The organism is Corynebacterium meridianum, from assembly GCF_016342265.1.
GTDB classification, from domain to species: Bacteria; Actinomycetota; Actinomycetes; order Mycobacteriales; family Mycobacteriaceae; genus Corynebacterium; species Corynebacterium meridianum.
Genome location: NZ_JAEIOS010000009.1, coordinates 212,540 through 228,737 on the forward strand (window position 1 = coordinate 212,540; position 16,198 = coordinate 228,737).

Below are 16,198 nucleotides of genomic sequence, written 5' to 3' on the forward strand. Positions count from 1 at the left end.
CCACGGGTCGCGAGCGACAACTTCCGTACAGGGTGTGCCGTACCCGTGGTAACCCCGCTGCGGCGCAGACACCGGTGGATGGGGGAGCAATTGGTGACCGACCCCCTCCTGGTGCTAAAGTTATCCACGTTGCGCAGTCACCGAGACCGGTTCACCGGCCCGCCGAGGACCGCGTTGACACGCCTCCGTAGCTCAGGGGATAGAGCATTGGTTTCCGGTACCAAAGGTCGCACGTTCGATTCGTGTCGGGGGCACCACCGAAGTAAAGGAGCTTCACCGCGCTGGCGGTGAAGCTCCTTTTTACTGTTTGCCCGGCGTCGGTTCGGCCGACCTCCCGGTCGGTTCGGAGTCGGGGCCGGGAGATCGCCTCCCGTGGACCCGCCGTCCGGGGGCCGCCCGGATTCAGGCGTCCGGACCGGGCATGATGAACCACATAACGAAGTAGAACAGCATCTGGGGGCCGGGGAGCAGGAACGACGCCACGAACAGGATGCGCAGCAGGGTGCTGTTCATACCGTAGGTCTCCCCTACTCCGCCGAGGACTCCGGCAACCAGTTTGTCGGTCCCACTGCGACGCAGTCTCCGTTGGAGGAGTGGAGTATCGGCCTCGTTGTGTCGGTCGTTGGCAGGGTTCTCGTATTCCATGGGTCACGCCTTTCTCTCCTGCAGGGGACGGGTTGGTCGGTTATCTCCCCTACACACCCAATTCTCCGGGCTTCGGGCGTGACCGGCATCAGGGATATCCCCGATCTTCCCCCGATCTTCGCCCCGGACAGCTCCCCGGTCCGCCCGGGGGATTTCAGGTGCCCGGCGGGCGTCCGGAAGACTCCGGCTACGCGGGTTCGTCGTCTGCGGCGGGAAAAGCGTGCTTCTCGGGGTCGACCCCCTTCGCACCCGGAACATCATCGACCGCGAGCATGGTCTCGAGCAGCCGGGTCAGGTGGGGGATGTCGGCGGGGTCCAGGCCGTCGAAGATGAGCCGCCGGACCGATTCGACGTGCTCGGGTACCGCGGCGACGAGCCGTTCGGTCCCCTCCGGGGTGATCTCCACGAGCACTCCCCGAGCGTCGCCCGGGCACCGCGTCTTGGTCACGAGGCCGCGCCGCTGCATCCGGGTGATCTGGTGGGACGCACGTGACCGGTCCCAGTCGAGGTCGACGCAGAGATCCCGGAGCCGCATCTGGTGCCCGGGGTTCTCGGAGAGACTGACGAGGACCGCAAACTCTGACGTCGACAGACCGTGATCGGCGACCAGTGTCTCCTCGATGCACCTGCTCACCTTGCGCACGGTGGCGAGGAGCAGCCGCCAGAACGCTTGCTCCTCATGCGAGAGCCAGCGTGGGGCCGATTGGGGATCCCTTTTCATACGATCACTGTATCGGGCGTCATGCCAGGTTCGAAATCCCGGAAAGGAACGGCCCGGCCGCTGCGACACCTCCACCCGGTGGGGCTACACGCTGGTACACACCCGACGCCGGATACGGGAGAGGCGACCCGACCACCCCCATTCAACCCCGTCAAGAAACTCAAGGTACATAACCCTACACCCCGTACGGTGCCGTCGGAGCCCGGGGGACGGTCATCCCCGCAGCTGCGACATGGTCAGGTGTCTGCGCCCCGGGACGTGGTCGTACCGGGCCGGCACGCAGGTGAGGACGAACACCTGCCCCTCCTTTCCGGCGTCCGCGAGGACCGCCGCCATGCGGCGGAGGCGCCCGCTGTCCGTGCTCCCCAGCGCATCGTCGATGAAGACGGGAACCCCGTCATCCTGTCCGACGAGTTCGGCGATGGACAGCCGGACGAGAATCCCGATCTGTTCCCGTGCACCTCCCGACAGAGAGTCGACGTCGACGGTCGACTGTCCGAGGGTACGGTCCGCGACCGCGAGGTCCTCCGTCAACCCGAAACTCACGTCGGGGCCGAACACGGTCGCCGCCATCGTCGTGAGTCGTCGGGCGAACGGCTCCGCGTACCGGCGGCGCGCCTCGGCCCGGTGACGGAGAAGCACCTCCCGCAGTCTCCCGGCGGCATCCGCGCGACGGAGGGTCGATGAAAGTGTCTCGCGGGCCCGGCGTTCAGCCGACGTGGCCTTCTCCAGGCGCTCTTCGGCGCCCGTTGCCTGCTCGATCCGCCCCCTGTTCTCAGCGACCGCGCGTTCCGCCTGCCGGATCGTCTCATCGATCGACCGCACCTGCGCTTCAGCACCCCGGAGCAGTTTCTCGACGAGCCCGGGATTCACCGCCTGCAGCTCCGACTCCGCGGCCTCGAGCTCGCCGGCGGCCGCATCCCTCACCTCCGTCTGTTTCGCGATGAGCTCCTCCAGATCCTCTTCAGTCGGTTCCGGTGTGCCCGGAGTCGCTCCACCGAGGGCCTCCTCCGCCCGGGTGAGCCCGGCGCGGGAGGACTCGATCCTCGCGTCGTGGACGGCCAGGGCCCCCTTCGCCCGTCGTTCCGATTGAGCGGACAACCGGGTCCTGAGCAGTGCGACGCGGTTCTCCACCTCCAGCCTGGAGGCCTTCGCCTCCTCGAGGGCGTCCTCCGCTTCCCCGGGATCGGGCTGCTCTGTCCCGGTCCGGTCCCCGGGATCGCCGAGTGCGGCCAACTCGTGTCTCATCTCGTGCTCATCCCTCCCCGCGAGAGTGGCCTGTCGCTCCCTCCGGAGGGTCTCAAGCTCCCGCTGCCTCGTCTGATGCTCCGCGAGCCTTTTCCTGGCCGTGTCGACATTCGGACATTCCAGGGCCAGGAGGATCTCCGCGAGTGATTGTTCCGCCGCGCTGACGTCCGCGTTTGCTCCCTCGATCCCTGCGCCCGGAGTGATGACCGCTGTCACCCCCGATGCCGTGAACGTCATCGTCTCGGTCACATCGTAGGAACGCCCGTCACCGTCCAGGGTGACGGTGACGCCGTCAACGGTGACGGGGGTCGGTTCCTCCGCCGTCAGGGAGATCTCAGCGGAGGCCGAGTCCCTTCTGCTGCGGGCGAGCCTGAGCTCGAGTTCCGCGTTCTCCGCGGCGGTGACCTCCTCCTCGGTGACCACGTTCTCCGCCAACTGCGCCCGAAGCTCCGACATGCGCCCGTCGAAGACCTCCAGTTCCCGGAGGACACCCTCCAGTTCCGTCCGGCGTAGAGCGGCGCGCACCTCCCGGTGCCGGCGCTCACCGGCGCCCACCACCGCCGTGGCTTCCTCGAGTTCCTCCTCGGCGCTCCGGAGTTCCGCCCGCAGCCCGTCGATCCGGTCCTGCTCCCGTGCTGCGGCCTCCGCGAGTTCGGTGCGCGCATCGGTGAGGGCGGCGAGCTCCTCCTTCATGGTGGACACCTGGGACCTGAGTTCCCTCCGGCGACGCAGGTTGGCCAGCGACGCCTCGAGGGTCGCCGAGGCCGCGGTGAGGGAGTTCTCCGCCGCCTTCACCCGGGCCTCCGCCCGTTCCGCCCGCTCCGCGGCTTCGCGGAGTTCCGCGCGTTCCTTCACGGCGTCGGGACGACGCCCCCTGGCCGCCGCCTCCTCCTCCGACCGACGCCGGACCTCCTCCACGTAGCGGGCCAGCCTGTCGACGTCCCCGGTGGCGTCCTCGAGCTCCTCGGCGGCGGCGTCCGCGGCGTTCCGCGCGGCCTTGAGTTCCCCCGTCTCCGTCCCACGGGTGGTGGTGTAGTAGCGCTCGTACTCCTGCTCCACCCGACGCAGTAGTTGTTCCCCCTCCCCCGCCGTGTCGGCGTCGGATCCCGATTCGCCGGAGCCGCCGAGTGCCCTGGCGAGCGACGGAACACCGGCTGTCGAGACTGCGGCATCCAGTTCACCCTGCCTGACGAAGAGCACGTCCATGAGGGCGGTGTCGAGGTGCTCGTCGAGGATCGCGCTCAGCCGGTCCTCGGCCTCCCGTCCGGTCAGATTCTCCGGCCGGGGTTTCCGCACGGTGAGCACGGCGGACTTCTGGCGGAGATAGGTCTTGGTGACCGTGAATGAGTAGGGCCCGACCGTCGCGGTGAGTTCGATGCGGGGCGCGACGTCCTCCCCGACGGGCTGCAGGGACCGGATCTCCCTGCGGTTGCTGGAATGCGGGACGGTGAGCACCGTTCGCACGGACTCGAGAATGGTCGACTTCCCCTGCTCGTTGTCACCGCTGATGACGATGAGTCCGGTCTCTGGAAGATCGCCGAGCTCCAGGTGACCGATCCCGCGGACGTTGTCGAGGATGATCGAGTGGATACGCATGTCAGTTCCCCTTCTCGGCGAATCGGTGGAACAGCCGGAGCGCGTCTCTGGCGACGGGGTCGGCTGGCCTGGTGTCGGTGCCGAGAGCGGCATCGAGCAGCTCGTTCCACGCGCCGGCGGCGTAGCCGGATAGCTGGAGCTCCCGGAGTTCCGCGTCCCCCGGCAGTACCGACAGATCCATCAGCCTGGGACGTTCCCGGAGGGAGGCGAACCGGGGCTGCAGGCGGGTGAGTTCCGTTTCGAGCCGGTGCCACGTGTTCAGGTCTACAGACCCCCGCAACGCGTATTTGACCACGGTCCGGGCCTTCTCCGGGTAGTTCTCGAGCCGGGCGATGAAGGCATCGACATCCTCGTCGGAGTTGATCTCCGCGCCAATCGCCTCGAAGGTCCAGGTACCGGTATCCACCTGCTCGACCGTGACGGCCGCCGGGGATTCGGGTTCGTCGTCATCGACGGTCACGGTGACCACGAGCGCGGTCCCCGAGTTGTCCTCCCCGCCCCCGACGGAGTCGAGATCGTGGTAGTCGGTGACCTCCGGGGCGCCGGAGAACCAGATTCTCCCTGTCCCACCGACGGGTTGGGCCGAGTGGGTGTCCCCGAGGGCGACGTAATCGACCACCCGTCGGGACACCGCGTCCTCCAGGGTCCTGAGGTCCAGCAGCCCCGGAGCCCGCTCCCCTCCCCGGTGCAGCACCTGCCCGTGCGCGGCCAGGATGCGTATCCCGGGTGTGGGGTCCAGGTCGTCGAGTGCCCGTGCGGCGAGATCTTCGCTCGCGTATCGGGCGGTGAGCGGCGCGCCGACGAGTTCGACTCCGGGCGCGACCTCGACCGGTGTGTCGTCGGCCAGGACACTCACACCGGGGATCGTGCACGCCCCGTAGAACGGGTTCGTCGCGGTCAACGGATCGTGGTTGCCGGGCAGGAGCCACACCGGTGTCCGCAGCGACGCCAGAGCCTCGAGCGCACGCCCGGTGGTGTGTTCCGCGAGGCTGTTGTGCTCGAAGACGTCTCCGGCGACGAGCATGAACGAGCATCTGTGGCTGACCGCCAGGGCGTCCAGGGTCCTGATGGCGTCGATGCGTGCCTGATCGAAACGCGCCTGTGCCTCGGGGGGAAGGAACCAGCGTTCCATCCCGAGCTGCCAGTCGGAGGTGTGGAGAAAGGTGATCGTCGTCATGTACTGCTCCGGGTTCCGCGGGTGAGGTGGTGGTAGAGCTCGGTGATGTCGGTGACCCCGGCACGGGCCTCGATCCTGGTGTAGGAGACCGTGAACAGCGCGTCCGCGAGCTTGTCGGGGTCGGTGGCGTCGACGAGCGGAGCCACCGCCGGGTCAGGGAGCGGCGGCAACTGCCCGCCCTCCCAGAACTCCTCCGAACTCACCGTCGCGGTTTCTCCGCGCTCGGCCACCGCCCCGCTCATGCTCCGCTGCACGGACACCGGGTCGACGCCGCGCAGAGCGTAGAGGAGGTGCGGGCCGGCATCGAGCTTCTCCGATGCGATACGGGCGACCGCGACGGAGTGCTTGCACACCGGGGTCGGGTCCGGACAGGTGCAGTGGAGGCGCAGCTCCCCGGCGTCCGCGCAGAGCAGCACGTCGAGTACCTCGTCGGGGATGCTGCCGCGGCGGACGGCGTCTATGCCGCGGGGGTCACCGGCAAGGACCTTTATCGCCTTCTGCAGGTCCTCGGCCCCCCTGTACCCGAGCCCCACGGTGACGGTGAACGGTTCGTTCTGGCTTCCGGCGACCGTGCCGGTGATGCGGTCACGGTCGACCACCACCGAGAGCACGTTCCCGTTGTCGGCGTAGGCGCGGCCGCGCTTCCGTCGCCCCTCCTCGGCCAGCTCGGCGACCCCCTCACCGAGTCTCCGCGCGACGGGACTCACGGGGGCAGTCTTCTTCCGCGCGGTTCCGGGGCGGGGAGTCTCCGTGACCCGGGTGGTGCGTCCGAAATTGGCGTAGATGACGTTGTCGGCCGCCGTCACGTGTCCTCTGCGGGGCTTGTCGGTTCGGCTCATCGTTCCGTCTCCTCCTTCAGCGTGACCGGGCCGGTCGGTGGATCGGCGGCCCGGGAACCCCTCGCGCCGACCCGGTCCCGGTAGCTGAACAGTTCCGCCAGCTCATCGTCGGACAGTTCGGTGATCCATCCCTCTCCTCCGCTGATGACCGTGCCGGCGAGACGTCGTTTGCCCTCGAGGACCTCCTGGATCGACTCCTCGATCGTGCCCTCGGTGACCATCATGTAGACGCGGACGTCCTTCAGCTGCCCGATCCGGTAGGCCCGGTCGGTCGCCTGATTCTCGACGGCGGGATTCCACCACCGGTCCATGTGCACCACGACGTTGGCGGCGGTGAGGTTGAGCCCCGTCCCACCCGCCTTGAGCGAGACGATCATCACCGGTGGCCCGTCGGGAGACTGGAAATCGGCGACCATCCGGTCCCGTCTGGTCCGCGACAGTCCACCGTGGAGGAACGGGATCTCCCGGTCGAGGCGGGACGACAGATAGGGGGCGAGGATGGTTCCGAAGGCCCGGTACTGGGTGAATACGATGGTCCTCTCCCCCGCCGCGGTCGTCTCGTCGAGCAGATCCATGAGTGCCGCGACCTTGCCGGACCTGTGTCTCCCCCGGAGTGAGACCGGTGAGCCGTCCCCCAGATAGTGGGCGGGGTGGTTGCAGATCTGCTTGGTCCTGGTGATCGCCGCGAGGACGAGACCCCGGCGTGCGGTGGCTTCGGTACCGGCCAGCTTCTCCTTCACGTTGTTGACGTAGCTCTGGTACAGCGCCGCCTGCTCGGCGGTCATGGGCACACGGAGGATGGTCTCGTTCTTCTCCGGGAGATCATCGATGACAGCCGGGTCGGTTTTGACCCGACGCAGGATGAATGGGGCGGTGAACGTCCTGAGTCGTTCGGACATCTCCTCGTCGCCGTACTTCTCGATGGCGTTCGCGTAGTGGTTTCGGAAGAAGTTCGCGCTGCCGAGCACGCCGGGGTTGCAGTAGTCCATGATCGAACGCAGTTCGGACAGCCGGTTCTCCACCGGAGTTCCGGTCAGCGCGACGCGGTGCCGCGAGGGGATCGCCCGGACCGCCCTGGACGCGCCCGTTGCGGAGTTCTTGATGTGCTGGGCCTCATCCAACACCACCCGCCACCAGCCGATACCGCTGAGCACCACCCGGTCGCGGGTCGCGGTTCCGTAGCTGGTGATGACGATATCGGCACCTTCCACCGCTGCGCTGAACGCATCTCCCTTCAACCGCGAGCCACCGTGGTGGATGATGACCCTCAGGGACGGGACGAAACGCCGGGCCTCCGCGGCCCAGTTGGCCAGTACCGCGTTCGGGGCGACGATGAGGGTGGGACCGAACTCTCCGCCACGCCCGTGCTCCGTCTCGGCCTTCTCCACGGCGGTGAGGGTCAGCAGCTGGAGGGTCTTCCCCAGTCCCATGTCATCGGCGAGGACCGCACCGAGCCCGGCCCGCGACATCCAGTGGAGCCAATCCACACCCCGCCGCTGGTACGGGCGGAGCTCCGCGTGGACGGTGTCCGGCACCGCGACACGGACGGGCGCGGGTTGTTCAGGTACGGTGGACTCCGGGTCACCGTCTCCGGTGCCTGCGGTATCCCCCATGAGCCGGGCGTGCCACCCGGTCGCGGTGAACTCCACGGGTGTGTCGTCCTCGGTGGAGTTCTCCAGGGCGAGTTTCCGTAGTTCCGCCGCGGAGAGCACACCCGAGGTGCCGGTTTCCTCGGAGTAGGCCCGCTCGGCTTCCGCCAGTGCCTTCTCGAGCTCCGGGATGTCCCCGGTCCCGGACATCTTCGCGGTGGCCAGCGCCTCACGGCGGCGTTCGACCTCCTCGCGCAGGTGTCCCTCGCCGGCCCGGACCAGTTGACTGACGTACTTCGCCACCCGCGCGACACTCCTGCCGTCGGCGACGACCCAGTTTCCGCGGAGCTTGATCAATCCGTCGCGGGAGTTGACCAGCTCGGCCATCTCCTCTGGCTCGAGAACCGTGTCGCCCAGACTCAGGCGCCAGTCGTACTCGACGATCTGGTCGAGGCCGAACCGCCTGTGCGTGCTTCCCACCACCCCCGGATCCTGGGGAGAGGAGGTGGAGACCTTCAGCCCGACCTCCTGGCGGGACCACGAGGCGGGCAGCATGACGAGGAACCCCTCCTTCCGCAGTGCCTCAGCGTCCTTCTCGATGAAGGTGAGGATCTGGGCACCCGTGAGTGCGACGTCCCAGTCTCCGTCGTCTTCCCCGGCGGCGTCGCCCCGGAGCGTGATCCCGAACCGGGAATCATCGAGGAGTCCACTGATCCGGACGGCCCGCTGGTGCCGGGCACTCAGTTTCTGCCAGATCTCGACGGGCCAGATCCCCCGCCGGAACGGTTCCGGTGTCCCGCCGTCCTTGCGCACGCGGACCCCGACACGCCAGAGTTCACCGACCGGTTCGTCCCCGGCGGGTGGGCGGTCCGTGGTGTCGGCGAGACCGCGGAGAGCGGTGACGGTCCGCCTGGCCGCCGGCTCCCGCGACAATTCGATGACCCGATCCGCCCCCGCGGCCGACGGGGAGGTATCTCCCTGATCCCGGTCCGCGGTTGCGGGCTCCTCCACGACAAAGACCAGCTCCACCTGCTCACTGTCCAGGGAACCACGCCATTCCGTCAGCCCAGCGACCAGACGGGCGTTACCCCGATGAAAGGCCTCGCCGGCGAGCAGGGCACGGACGAAGGGGTGAGGTTCGCGGTCGGGGGTCGCGAGATCGACATCGGCGAGATACGCGAGGGCGATCCAGTGCGGGAGCACGCCCGCCACCTCTTCGGCTACCGCGGCCGAGGCGTTGACAGTCAGGATCCTCGGTGCGGCGGCGGCCATGGCGGTCAACCACATGGCCTCGTCGGTGCCCATGATCAACTGCCATTCGGGCCACCACTGGCCGTCATCCCAACGACACCGCAGTGACACCCGCCCGGCACGGACGAACCGCTCCAGACCCAGATACAACCGGATCAACCAGAGCAGGTCGGGGGCGACGGCCGCGCGCTGCAGCTGCGGTACCGCGGGCCCGGGTTGGTCGAGGGGCGCCAGCTGTGCCAGCAACTCGACCGCCTGAGCCGGAGTGAACGCCGCCGTGGGGACGGTGAGACTCACCCGACGCTGCTTCGGGGTCTGGAGGACGACGGGAATCCTGTGCCTGAACGGCCGGCCCGCGAGCGCCACCTCCAGTACCACGGGGAGCGTGCCGTTGGGCACGGAATCCGGCCCGACCACCCGATGCCCCTCCACCTGTTCGATCCACAGATGAAAGCCCGTCTCCCGACACCACAGCCCGTGGACCAGGTGGGTGGGCGTCGACGTCATGCTGTCTTTTCTACCACCGCCTCCGGACGGGTCACCCATGCGAGGTGAACGGATGTTCGACAACCGCTCATCCCGGACGCTCCCGCCGGTCGGGACGGCCCGGTTTTTCGACCACCCCCAAACCGGGCACCGACGCGGGGCGGCCGGACCCACCGTCGACACAAGCGGGGACCACGGTCGCAAAAAACGAGCTCACCTCGGGTTTCCACGATGCCGGAACGCCAATCGCCCACCAGATCCACGGCAATTGCTTTTGCCCGCCGACCCACTCCAGGTTGCCACCTCTAAGCTCGTGTGAAACCGTCGTTAAGGCTTGTCTCACGACCGGGGTGTCCCCCGAGCGGCACACGGACACCCCCACAACGAGACCTCACTGCACGAGACGGTAGCCATCGCACACACCGCCATCAAGCAAACTAGGAGGACAAATGGCCGAACAGACCTGGTTCGTCATAGCCATTGTCATATACATGCTCGTCATGCTCGCCATCGGCTTCTGGGGCTTCGGCCAGACCGATGAATACGACGACTACGTTCTGGCCGGACGTGGCCTGAACCCGTTCGTAGCCGCGCTCTCCGCAGGCGCCTCGGACATGTCCGGATGGCTTCTCATGGGCCTCCCGGGAGCTCTGTTCGTCACCGGCTTCTCGGAGTTGTGGATCGCCATCGGACTCCTCATAGGTTGCTGGGCCAACTGGTTCTGGGTCGCCCCACGCCTACGCAGCTACACGGAGGTCGCGAACAACTCGATCACGATCCCGTCCTTCGTCGAGAACCGGCTGCGCGACACCTCCCACACGCTGCGCATCATCTGCTCCGTCATCATCCTGGTGTTCTTCACCTTCTACGTCTCCGCGGGCATGGTCGCCGGTGGCAAGTACTTCCAGGCGACCTTCGACGGCGACTACAGCACCGGTCTCCTCGTCGTGGCCATCGTCACCGTCATCTACACCGTCATCGGCGGCTTCCTCGCCGTCTGCTACACCGACGCCGTGCAGGGCATGATCATGTTCGCCGCTCTCCTCATCGTCCCGGTGATGGCACTGTTCGTGATGAACGACCCCGGCTCGATCTTCACCTGGGCCACCACAAAGGAATACGGTCCCTGGACCGACGGGGAGGTCAACACCCACTACTTCTCGATGATCTCCGGCGTCTCCTTCGCCGCCATCGTCGGCAATCTCGCCTGGGGCTTCGGCTACTTCGGGCAGCCGCACATCATCGTCCGGTTCATGGCGCTCAGCTCCCCGAAGGAGGCCAAGGCCGGCCGTCGCATCGGCATCGGCTGGATGCTGCTCTGCGTCATCGGCGCGGCGGCTGTCGCCCTGATCGGCACCTCGTTCTTCGGTCAGGACCCGAACATCGCGATCACCGACCGTGACTCCTACGAGACGATCTTCCTCGACATGGCCCGCATCCTGTTCCACCCGCTGATCGCCGGCCTGGTGCTCACCGCCGTGCTGGCCGCCATCATGTCGACCATCTCCTCGCAGCTGCTGGTCACGTCCTCCGCTCTCATCGAGGATCTGCTGCGCCTGTTCCACAAGCGCCCGATGACCAACCAGAAGCTCGTGTACTACTCCCGGACCGCGGTCGTCGCTGTCGCCACGATCGCCGCGATCCTGGCGTGGAACCCGAACGCTTCGATCCTCGGTCTCGTCGGCTTCGCCTGGGCCGGCTTCGGCTCCGCATTCGGTCCCGTCGTGATCGCGTCGCTCTACTGGCGCCGCCTCAACACGCCCGGCGCCATCGCCGGCATGGCCACCGGTGCACTCGTCTCGTTCATCTGGGGCCAGTCCCCGCTCGGCGATGTCCTCTACGAGATGGTTCCCGGATTCTTCCTCGCGACCATCGTCATGATCGCCGTATCCCTGATGACCGCTCCCCCGGCCCGCGACGTCACCGAGGAGTTCGACGAGGCCGCACGCCTCTCGAAGCTCGCGGACGAGAACCCCGAGCTCGCCGTGGAAGAGGTCCAGGCCAAGGCCGCCAAGGGCGAGATCTAACCGGCCACCGTCCTCCTCTGAAGCACGCACGGTAGCCCGTCCCACCGTCACGGTGGGACGGGCTCACCGCTGCCCGACGGAACCAGACACCGTCCACAGCGGGTCGGAACCTCCATGACCGACACCGCAGCCGTACCACGACCTCCGAAGTGGATCGTCAACATTCTCATTTCGTCGACCCTGCTGCTCGGGGTGTACACCCTCGCCCCGACGACGGGCCGTATCCCACCGGGGCAGGCACCTCCACCGCCACTGTCGGAGACGCTTCCACTCATCGCCCGCGTCGAGAACAGGACCGAACACCCCGACTACCAGCGCAACAGCTTCGGTACCGGCTGGGATGCGGCGAACATCGGTACTTTGACATGCACGACACACGAGGTGATGCTGGCGTCCGAACTCCCGGACGCGATCGTCACCCCCGACTGCACCGTGCATGCCGGACCCGGACGCGATCCGTACTCCGGACGGATGATGACCACCGATCACCCGGATCCGGACCAGCGCATAGAGGTCGACCACATCTATCCGCTCGCCGCGGCATGGGACATGGGAGCCTCCGAATGGGACCGGGGAACACGGATCCGGTTCGCGAATGACCCCGGGAATCTCGTCGTCGTCACTGCCCGACAGAACCGGGCGAAGTCCGATTCCCTCCCGGCTATCTGGATGCCCAGCGATCGTTGGGCCCGCTGCTGGTACGTGCGCCGGTTGGCGGCGGTGGCGCGCGACTACCGGTTGCCCATCACGGTCGACGACGCGAAGACGATGCGACGACAGTGCCTCCTCGCGGGGCTGGCCGATGCGCTCCGTTGATTCAACCCCACGCTTTGCCCCGGTCACCGCTCGCCGGGTTATGGTGTTCGGTGACCTTCTTTTCCCCGATCTTCGAGAGGCCGATCCCCGACGTGGACAATCTCATCAGCATTCTGCATGTGCTGGCAGCAATCGTTTTCCTGGGCCCGGTGACCATCGCCGTCTCCATGTTCCAGGGCCGTGCCCGCGTCGCCCATGACGGTGACAAGCACGCGGTGGGTTCCGCGGCGACGCTGCACCGCATCACCAAAACCTACGGTTTCCTGTCACTTCTCGTTCCCCTGCTCGGTCTCGGGCTGTTCTTCACCGATACGGCGTTCCTGAAGGACGGCCGCTTCCACGCATCGATCCTCCTGTCCGTCATCGCCTGGGGAATCCTGTTTTTCCTGATCATCCCCCGTCAGAAGGTGCTGATGGCCGATCTCGGGATCGCCACGGACGATGATGATCCCGCCGCAGCGCTGAACGTCGGGACAACCGCGGACACCACGGCAACCGCCGTCGACTGGGCCACCATCACGAAGAAGCTCTCGATGTTCGGTGGCATCTTCTCCCTCCTGTGGTTCATCGTCGCTATCTTGATGATGATCTGAGTCCACGACCGCGCCCCAGGGGCACAGGAGCACACGAAAAGACCCGCCCACCCGGCTTTGCGCCGGGTCAGAGCGGGTTTTCCCATGTTCCAGCCCTAAGCTGATCCCGTTCCGGGACGGAAGCGGAGGTCAGCGGGCGGGCGGTGGAAGAATCCGGGAGGACAATCCCTGCAGGGCATCCGCGGACGGGGAGAAATCAACCAACGGCGTGGGGAGGACGTTGGCCTGTCGGGCGATGATGAGGGCGAGCACGAACAGCCACCCGAATCCGATGATGCCGGTGGTTCCCAGCGACGTACTCAGGCTGATGCTCTTACCGGACAGCGACTCGGTGCTGTTCAGGACATTGAAACCCGAGGAGAGCTGGGCTGCGGAACCTGCCGGTTTCGGCGGGGTGTAGTCCTCCGGAGGAACCACCCGCGCCAGCGGGGCGGCGGGGCGTTCTCCGTTTTCCACGACTGCGGCGTCCCGGTTCTCCCCGGTGGCCCCGACCGCTACGACAACGGGAACGGCACCGGTTTCCTCGGCAACGGAGACCGGTGCGAGGAGAACCGCAGACATGGACAGGGCAGTCGCGGCCGCGATACCCGATCGAGTAACTGAGCGACGGAACGAAATATGCATGGATGGTACTTTCCGGGGGTCGGGGCACCGGGCCGGGGTAGCCGGGTGCCGTACGAGAGCATGGATCTTCCGGGATGACACCTGAGGTGGGCCGGAGTACTGGGAGCTACTTTACGCGGCACTCGGGAAAGCTAGGCTCCTGGTGATCCTATCCACTTTCACCGCTCTTTCGTTAGCTGATCCGATTCCGTCATCGGAACGTACCAGCTGTCGGTTCCCGAGTACCGGGCTCGCTTGTGTGGGCCAACCACGCGGTGTCTAGTGCGGCAACTGCGGAATCTGCATCGGATGCGTGATGAAGTGGAAGATTGCCGCGATCAGGGCCAGCAGAGCGCCGATACCGAGAATGCTCAGGGGCAGCGACTTCGGGGATGCCACCGACCCGGGAGTTTCACTCTCGGTCGGCCCCGGATTCGGTGGTTTGGTCGGTTCCGGCGACTGAATCTCAGTCGGTTCCGGAGCTTCCGTCGGCTCCGGGGACTGCGTCTCAGTCAACTCCGGGGTTTCGGTCGTTTCTTCCTGCACAGGAGCGGTGTAATCCATATGGACCGGATCCATATCGGAATCCTGCTGACTGGTGGCTGAAGTCGGTGACATCCGTACGAGACCGACGAAGAACTTCTTTCCGACAGCGTCCTGTGGGCGGTCGACGATATAGAGCGATCCGTCAGAGAACTCCCTGATTCCCTCGGTGAAGGGGAAACGGGTGTTTTTCACGTGTCGACTGTAGCCGATCTGATCACTGACCCCGTCGAGTCCATCCGAGGCGGGTTCCACGATCGCGATCTCGCCGGAGCGTCCGGAGGCCACGACGGCGTCACCATCGGTGGGGAAGCCGACACCGGCATACTCATCGAATTTGTCCCCGACAACTCCCGCACAGAGGCGGGCGAAGGTCGTGTCGGCCTCGTTGTACCGGTAGAACGCAATCAGGAGTCGTGCCTGATCGCTCTGTGGCTCAGGACTTTCTGTCCAGGAGATGTTGTTCCAGATGGCGATCAGGTCACCACGCACAGAGACTCCCCTGACACTGTCGGATCCGAGGTGAATTCCGTGGATCTCATTCTGCAGGTCAACCATGTCCATGACCGGGGTCACGGTGCCATTGGCGGGATTGATGTGGACAGGTAGGCCGCCGCTGACACTCCTCATCCTCGTACGCATGGTTTCCGTCTCTCACGTGGATGAAGGTTCCGTCCGGAAGTGCCCTGAGACCGGTACGGTACCCCGAGTTGTACGCCTCCCCGTACAGGTACGCGGTGTAGTCGTCGTCCAGTTCCTTGCCGATCACATCGGAGGCCCGGGGCAGCTCCCGGTTCTTCAGGTCTCCTGTGCGGTCGACGGAGATGAATTCGCCGTGCTGGCGGCCGGCCGTGTACAGAACGCCGAGAACTCCGGAATCTTCCCCGAATGCGGCACCGGTGATTATGTTCCCCACGTCCCGGAATTCGCCGTCCACTGTGATGGTCGAGGTATCGGGAACGGTAGCGACGACCATGTCACCGGACAACCCGGAGCCGGTCACCGCGACCTTGTGGACAGAGTGGTCATCGGACCCGGCGTAGTAGAGACTGTCAGTCTGCCCGCCCCATGCGGCGTCAGAGCTGACACGACTGGGGATCTCCTCACTGAACAGACGTGTCTTGAGGTCCGCTGAGTATTCCTCTACATGACCGGTATCGTCGTGATTCGCGACGACGATCACGGCTCCGGAGCTGTGCTCGAAAACGCTGACCGCATTCTCCCCGGGGATATCCGTGATGGCGTCGCTGGTGGCACGGTAGGCGGGCCCCTCAACTCCCCCGTTGAATGTGCCCGGGTAGCTGAAGTTCAGGGGGCGAGATTGCCGCCCGGGGTGTGGAAGTTTGAGAATGCGGTGTTTCCCTCCCCCCGTCAGAGTTGCGGTGACGTGGTACCAGGTCACCACCCCGTCTTCGCTGTTGAAACGTCCGGCACCGAGGTTGAGGTCACCGACCAGCACTTCCTCCGGTCCGAACCAGCCACCGTTGCACTGCTTGGTGTGCCGGTTGATGTGCAGCTCGCCTTCCCCGGAAACCGGGTCGAATACGATGCGGGGTCCGCGAATGTCAGGTCGAGGTCGCACTGACCCCGCACGTAGCCGGTTCCGTCCTGCGGGCAATATTTCATGAAACTGGCTGTTCAGCGGTACTGCACCTGGATCCGCCCGTCGGCCAGCGTCGACGTAGATATGTAGAGCCACTGGACCGATCCGTTGAGGAAACGGGCTCCATCGAGAACGTGCTGCGGCTGGTGTCCGTCGACATAGTTGACGAATGAGGAGCCGATACCCCACGCGAGTGCGGGGTGGTCGTCCGGGTAGGACTGCTGCTTCCCCGGGGTGGGTTCAAGACCGATGGGTGAATTGACGTCCGCCGCGGCGACACTGACGCCGATGGCCGAGGCCAGTGGGCAGACAATGGTGAGTGCTGCGAGAACCGCCACCGCGGTGCGCGGCAGAGCTCTGGATCTTGAGCTCATCGTGTCCGGGTTTCCCTGTTGCCTCCGACGGAAAGGGCAATCCGTGGACGCGAAGACCCCCCAGGAAACCGCAGACCATCTCATGAT

General features: G+C 66.2%; 13 protein-coding genes and 1 tRNA gene. 4 read left to right on the forward strand and 10 right to left on the reverse strand.

Going from position 1 to position 16,198, the window contains the following annotated elements; translation table 11 throughout:
* Positions 1–181: 181 nt before the first annotated feature.
* Positions 182–257: transfer RNA gene (locus tag JDV75_RS01000), tRNA-Arg, on the forward strand.
* Positions 258–402: 145 nt separating this feature from the next.
* On the opposite strand, the gene JDV75_RS01005 is transcribed toward JDV75_RS01000, so the two are convergent.
* From JDV75_RS01005 to JDV75_RS01030, 6 genes are all read right to left on the reverse strand, one after another.
* Positions 403–645 carry a PspC domain-containing protein gene (locus JDV75_RS01005; protein WP_198737395.1) on the reverse strand — a complete coding sequence of 81 codons (243 nt, stop codon included), beginning with the start codon at positions 643–645 and terminating at the stop codon, positions 403–405.
* Positions 646–832: 187 nt separating this feature from the next.
* Entirely contained in the window at positions 833–1,366 is a 534-nt protein-coding gene (locus JDV75_RS01010) for a MarR family winged helix-turn-helix transcriptional regulator (protein ID WP_198737396.1), read from the reverse strand.
* A gap of 213 nt (positions 1,367–1,579) precedes the next feature.
* Entirely contained in the window at positions 1,580–4,210 is a 2,631-nt protein-coding gene (locus JDV75_RS01015; protein WP_198737397.1) for an AAA family ATPase, read from the reverse strand.
* Between the two features lies 1 nt (position 4,211).
* Positions 4,212–5,387, reverse strand: coding sequence for a metallophosphoesterase family protein (locus JDV75_RS01020; protein ID WP_198737398.1), 1,176 nt, complete (start codon positions 5,385–5,387; stop codon positions 4,212–4,214).
* The gene (locus JDV75_RS01025) at positions 5,384–6,226 is read right to left on the reverse strand and encodes an SWIM zinc finger family protein (RefSeq protein ID WP_198737399.1); all 843 of its coding nucleotides are present in this window, start codon (positions 6,224–6,226) and stop codon (positions 5,384–5,386) included. Before JDV75_RS01025 ends, JDV75_RS01020 begins: the two co-directional genes overlap by 4 nt.
* A complete protein-coding gene (locus JDV75_RS01030) occupies positions 6,223–9,573 on the reverse strand; it encodes a DEAD/DEAH box helicase (RefSeq protein ID WP_232958045.1) in 3,351 nt (1,116 codons plus the stop codon). The genes JDV75_RS01025 and JDV75_RS01030 overlap by 4 nt, the downstream gene beginning before the upstream one ends.
* 428 nt (positions 9,574–10,001) lie before the next feature.
* Between JDV75_RS01030 and putP the strand changes: the two genes are divergently transcribed.
* From putP to JDV75_RS01045, 3 genes are all read left to right on the forward strand, one after another.
* A complete protein-coding gene (gene putP / locus JDV75_RS01035) occupies positions 10,002–11,579 on the forward strand; it encodes a sodium/proline symporter PutP (RefSeq protein WP_198737400.1) in 1,578 nt (525 codons plus the stop codon).
* A 114-nt stretch (positions 11,580–11,693) separates the two neighbouring features.
* Positions 11,694–12,395 (forward strand): HNH endonuclease family protein, encoded by a 702-nt coding sequence (locus JDV75_RS01040; protein WP_198737401.1) that lies wholly within the window; start codon positions 11,694–11,696, stop codon positions 12,393–12,395.
* A gap of 92 nt (positions 12,396–12,487) precedes the next feature.
* On the forward strand, positions 12,488–12,988 hold the full coding sequence (locus JDV75_RS01045) for a DUF2269 domain-containing protein (RefSeq protein ID WP_198737654.1): 501 nt from the start codon (positions 12,488–12,490) through the stop codon (positions 12,986–12,988).
* Positions 12,989–13,117: 129 nt separating this feature from the next.
* Here JDV75_RS01045 and JDV75_RS01050 read toward each other — a convergent pair whose 3' ends face one another.
* From JDV75_RS01050 to JDV75_RS01065, 4 genes are all read right to left on the reverse strand, one after another.
* The gene (locus JDV75_RS01050) at positions 13,118–13,612 is read right to left on the reverse strand and encodes a hypothetical protein (protein WP_198737402.1); all 495 of its coding nucleotides are present in this window, start codon (positions 13,610–13,612) and stop codon (positions 13,118–13,120) included.
* Positions 13,613–13,870: 258 nt separating this feature from the next.
* The gene (locus JDV75_RS01055; protein WP_198737403.1) at positions 13,871–14,698 is read right to left on the reverse strand and encodes a hypothetical protein; all 828 of its coding nucleotides are present in this window, start codon (positions 14,696–14,698) and stop codon (positions 13,871–13,873) included.
* Positions 14,685–15,716 carry a hypothetical protein gene (locus tag JDV75_RS01060; protein ID WP_198737404.1) on the reverse strand — a complete coding sequence of 344 codons (1,032 nt, stop codon included), beginning with the start codon at positions 15,714–15,716 and terminating at the stop codon, positions 14,685–14,687. Before JDV75_RS01060 ends, JDV75_RS01055 begins: the two co-directional genes overlap by 14 nt.
* Before the next feature lie 56 nt (positions 15,717–15,772).
* A complete protein-coding gene (locus tag JDV75_RS01065) occupies positions 15,773–16,111 on the reverse strand; it encodes a hypothetical protein (RefSeq protein WP_198737405.1) in 339 nt (112 codons plus the stop codon).
* Positions 16,112–16,198: the final 87 nt, after the last annotated feature.

Bases quoted from the DNA above. Each gene is read 5' to 3' on its own strand.
- JDV75_RS01005 (WP_198737395.1), bottom strand. From the start codon at position 645: ATGGAATACGAGAACCCTGCCAACGACCGACACAACGAGGCCGATACT.
- JDV75_RS01010 (WP_198737396.1), bottom strand. From the start codon at position 1,366: ATGAAAAGGGATCCCCAATCGGCCCCACGCTGGCTCTCGCATGAGGAG.
- JDV75_RS01015 (WP_198737397.1), bottom strand. From the start codon at position 4,210: ATGCGTATCCACTCGATCATCCTCGACAACGTCCGCGGGATCGGTCAC.
- JDV75_RS01020 (WP_198737398.1), bottom strand. From the start codon at position 5,387: ATGACGACGATCACCTTTCTCCACACCTCCGACTGGCAGCTCGGGATG.
- JDV75_RS01025 (WP_198737399.1), bottom strand. From the start codon at position 6,226: ATGAGCCGAACCGACAAGCCCCGCAGAGGACACGTGACGGCGGCCGAC.
- JDV75_RS01030 (WP_232958045.1), bottom strand. From the start codon at position 9,573: ATGACGTCGACGCCCACCCACCTGGTCCACGGGCTGTGGTGTCGGGAG.
- putP (WP_198737400.1), top strand. From the start codon at position 10,002: ATGGCCGAACAGACCTGGTTCGTCATAGCCATTGTCATATACATGCTC.
- JDV75_RS01040 (WP_198737401.1), top strand. From the start codon at position 11,694: ATGACCGACACCGCAGCCGTACCACGACCTCCGAAGTGGATCGTCAAC.
- JDV75_RS01050 (WP_198737402.1), bottom strand. From the start codon at position 13,612: ATGCATATTTCGTTCCGTCGCTCAGTTACTCGATCGGGTATCGCGGCC.
- JDV75_RS01055 (WP_198737403.1), bottom strand. From the start codon at position 14,698: ATGGACATGGTTGACCTGCAGAATGAGATCCACGGAATTCACCTCGGA.
- JDV75_RS01065 (WP_198737405.1), bottom strand. From the start codon at position 16,111: ATGAGCTCAAGATCCAGAGCTCTGCCGCGCACCGCGGTGGCGGTTCTC.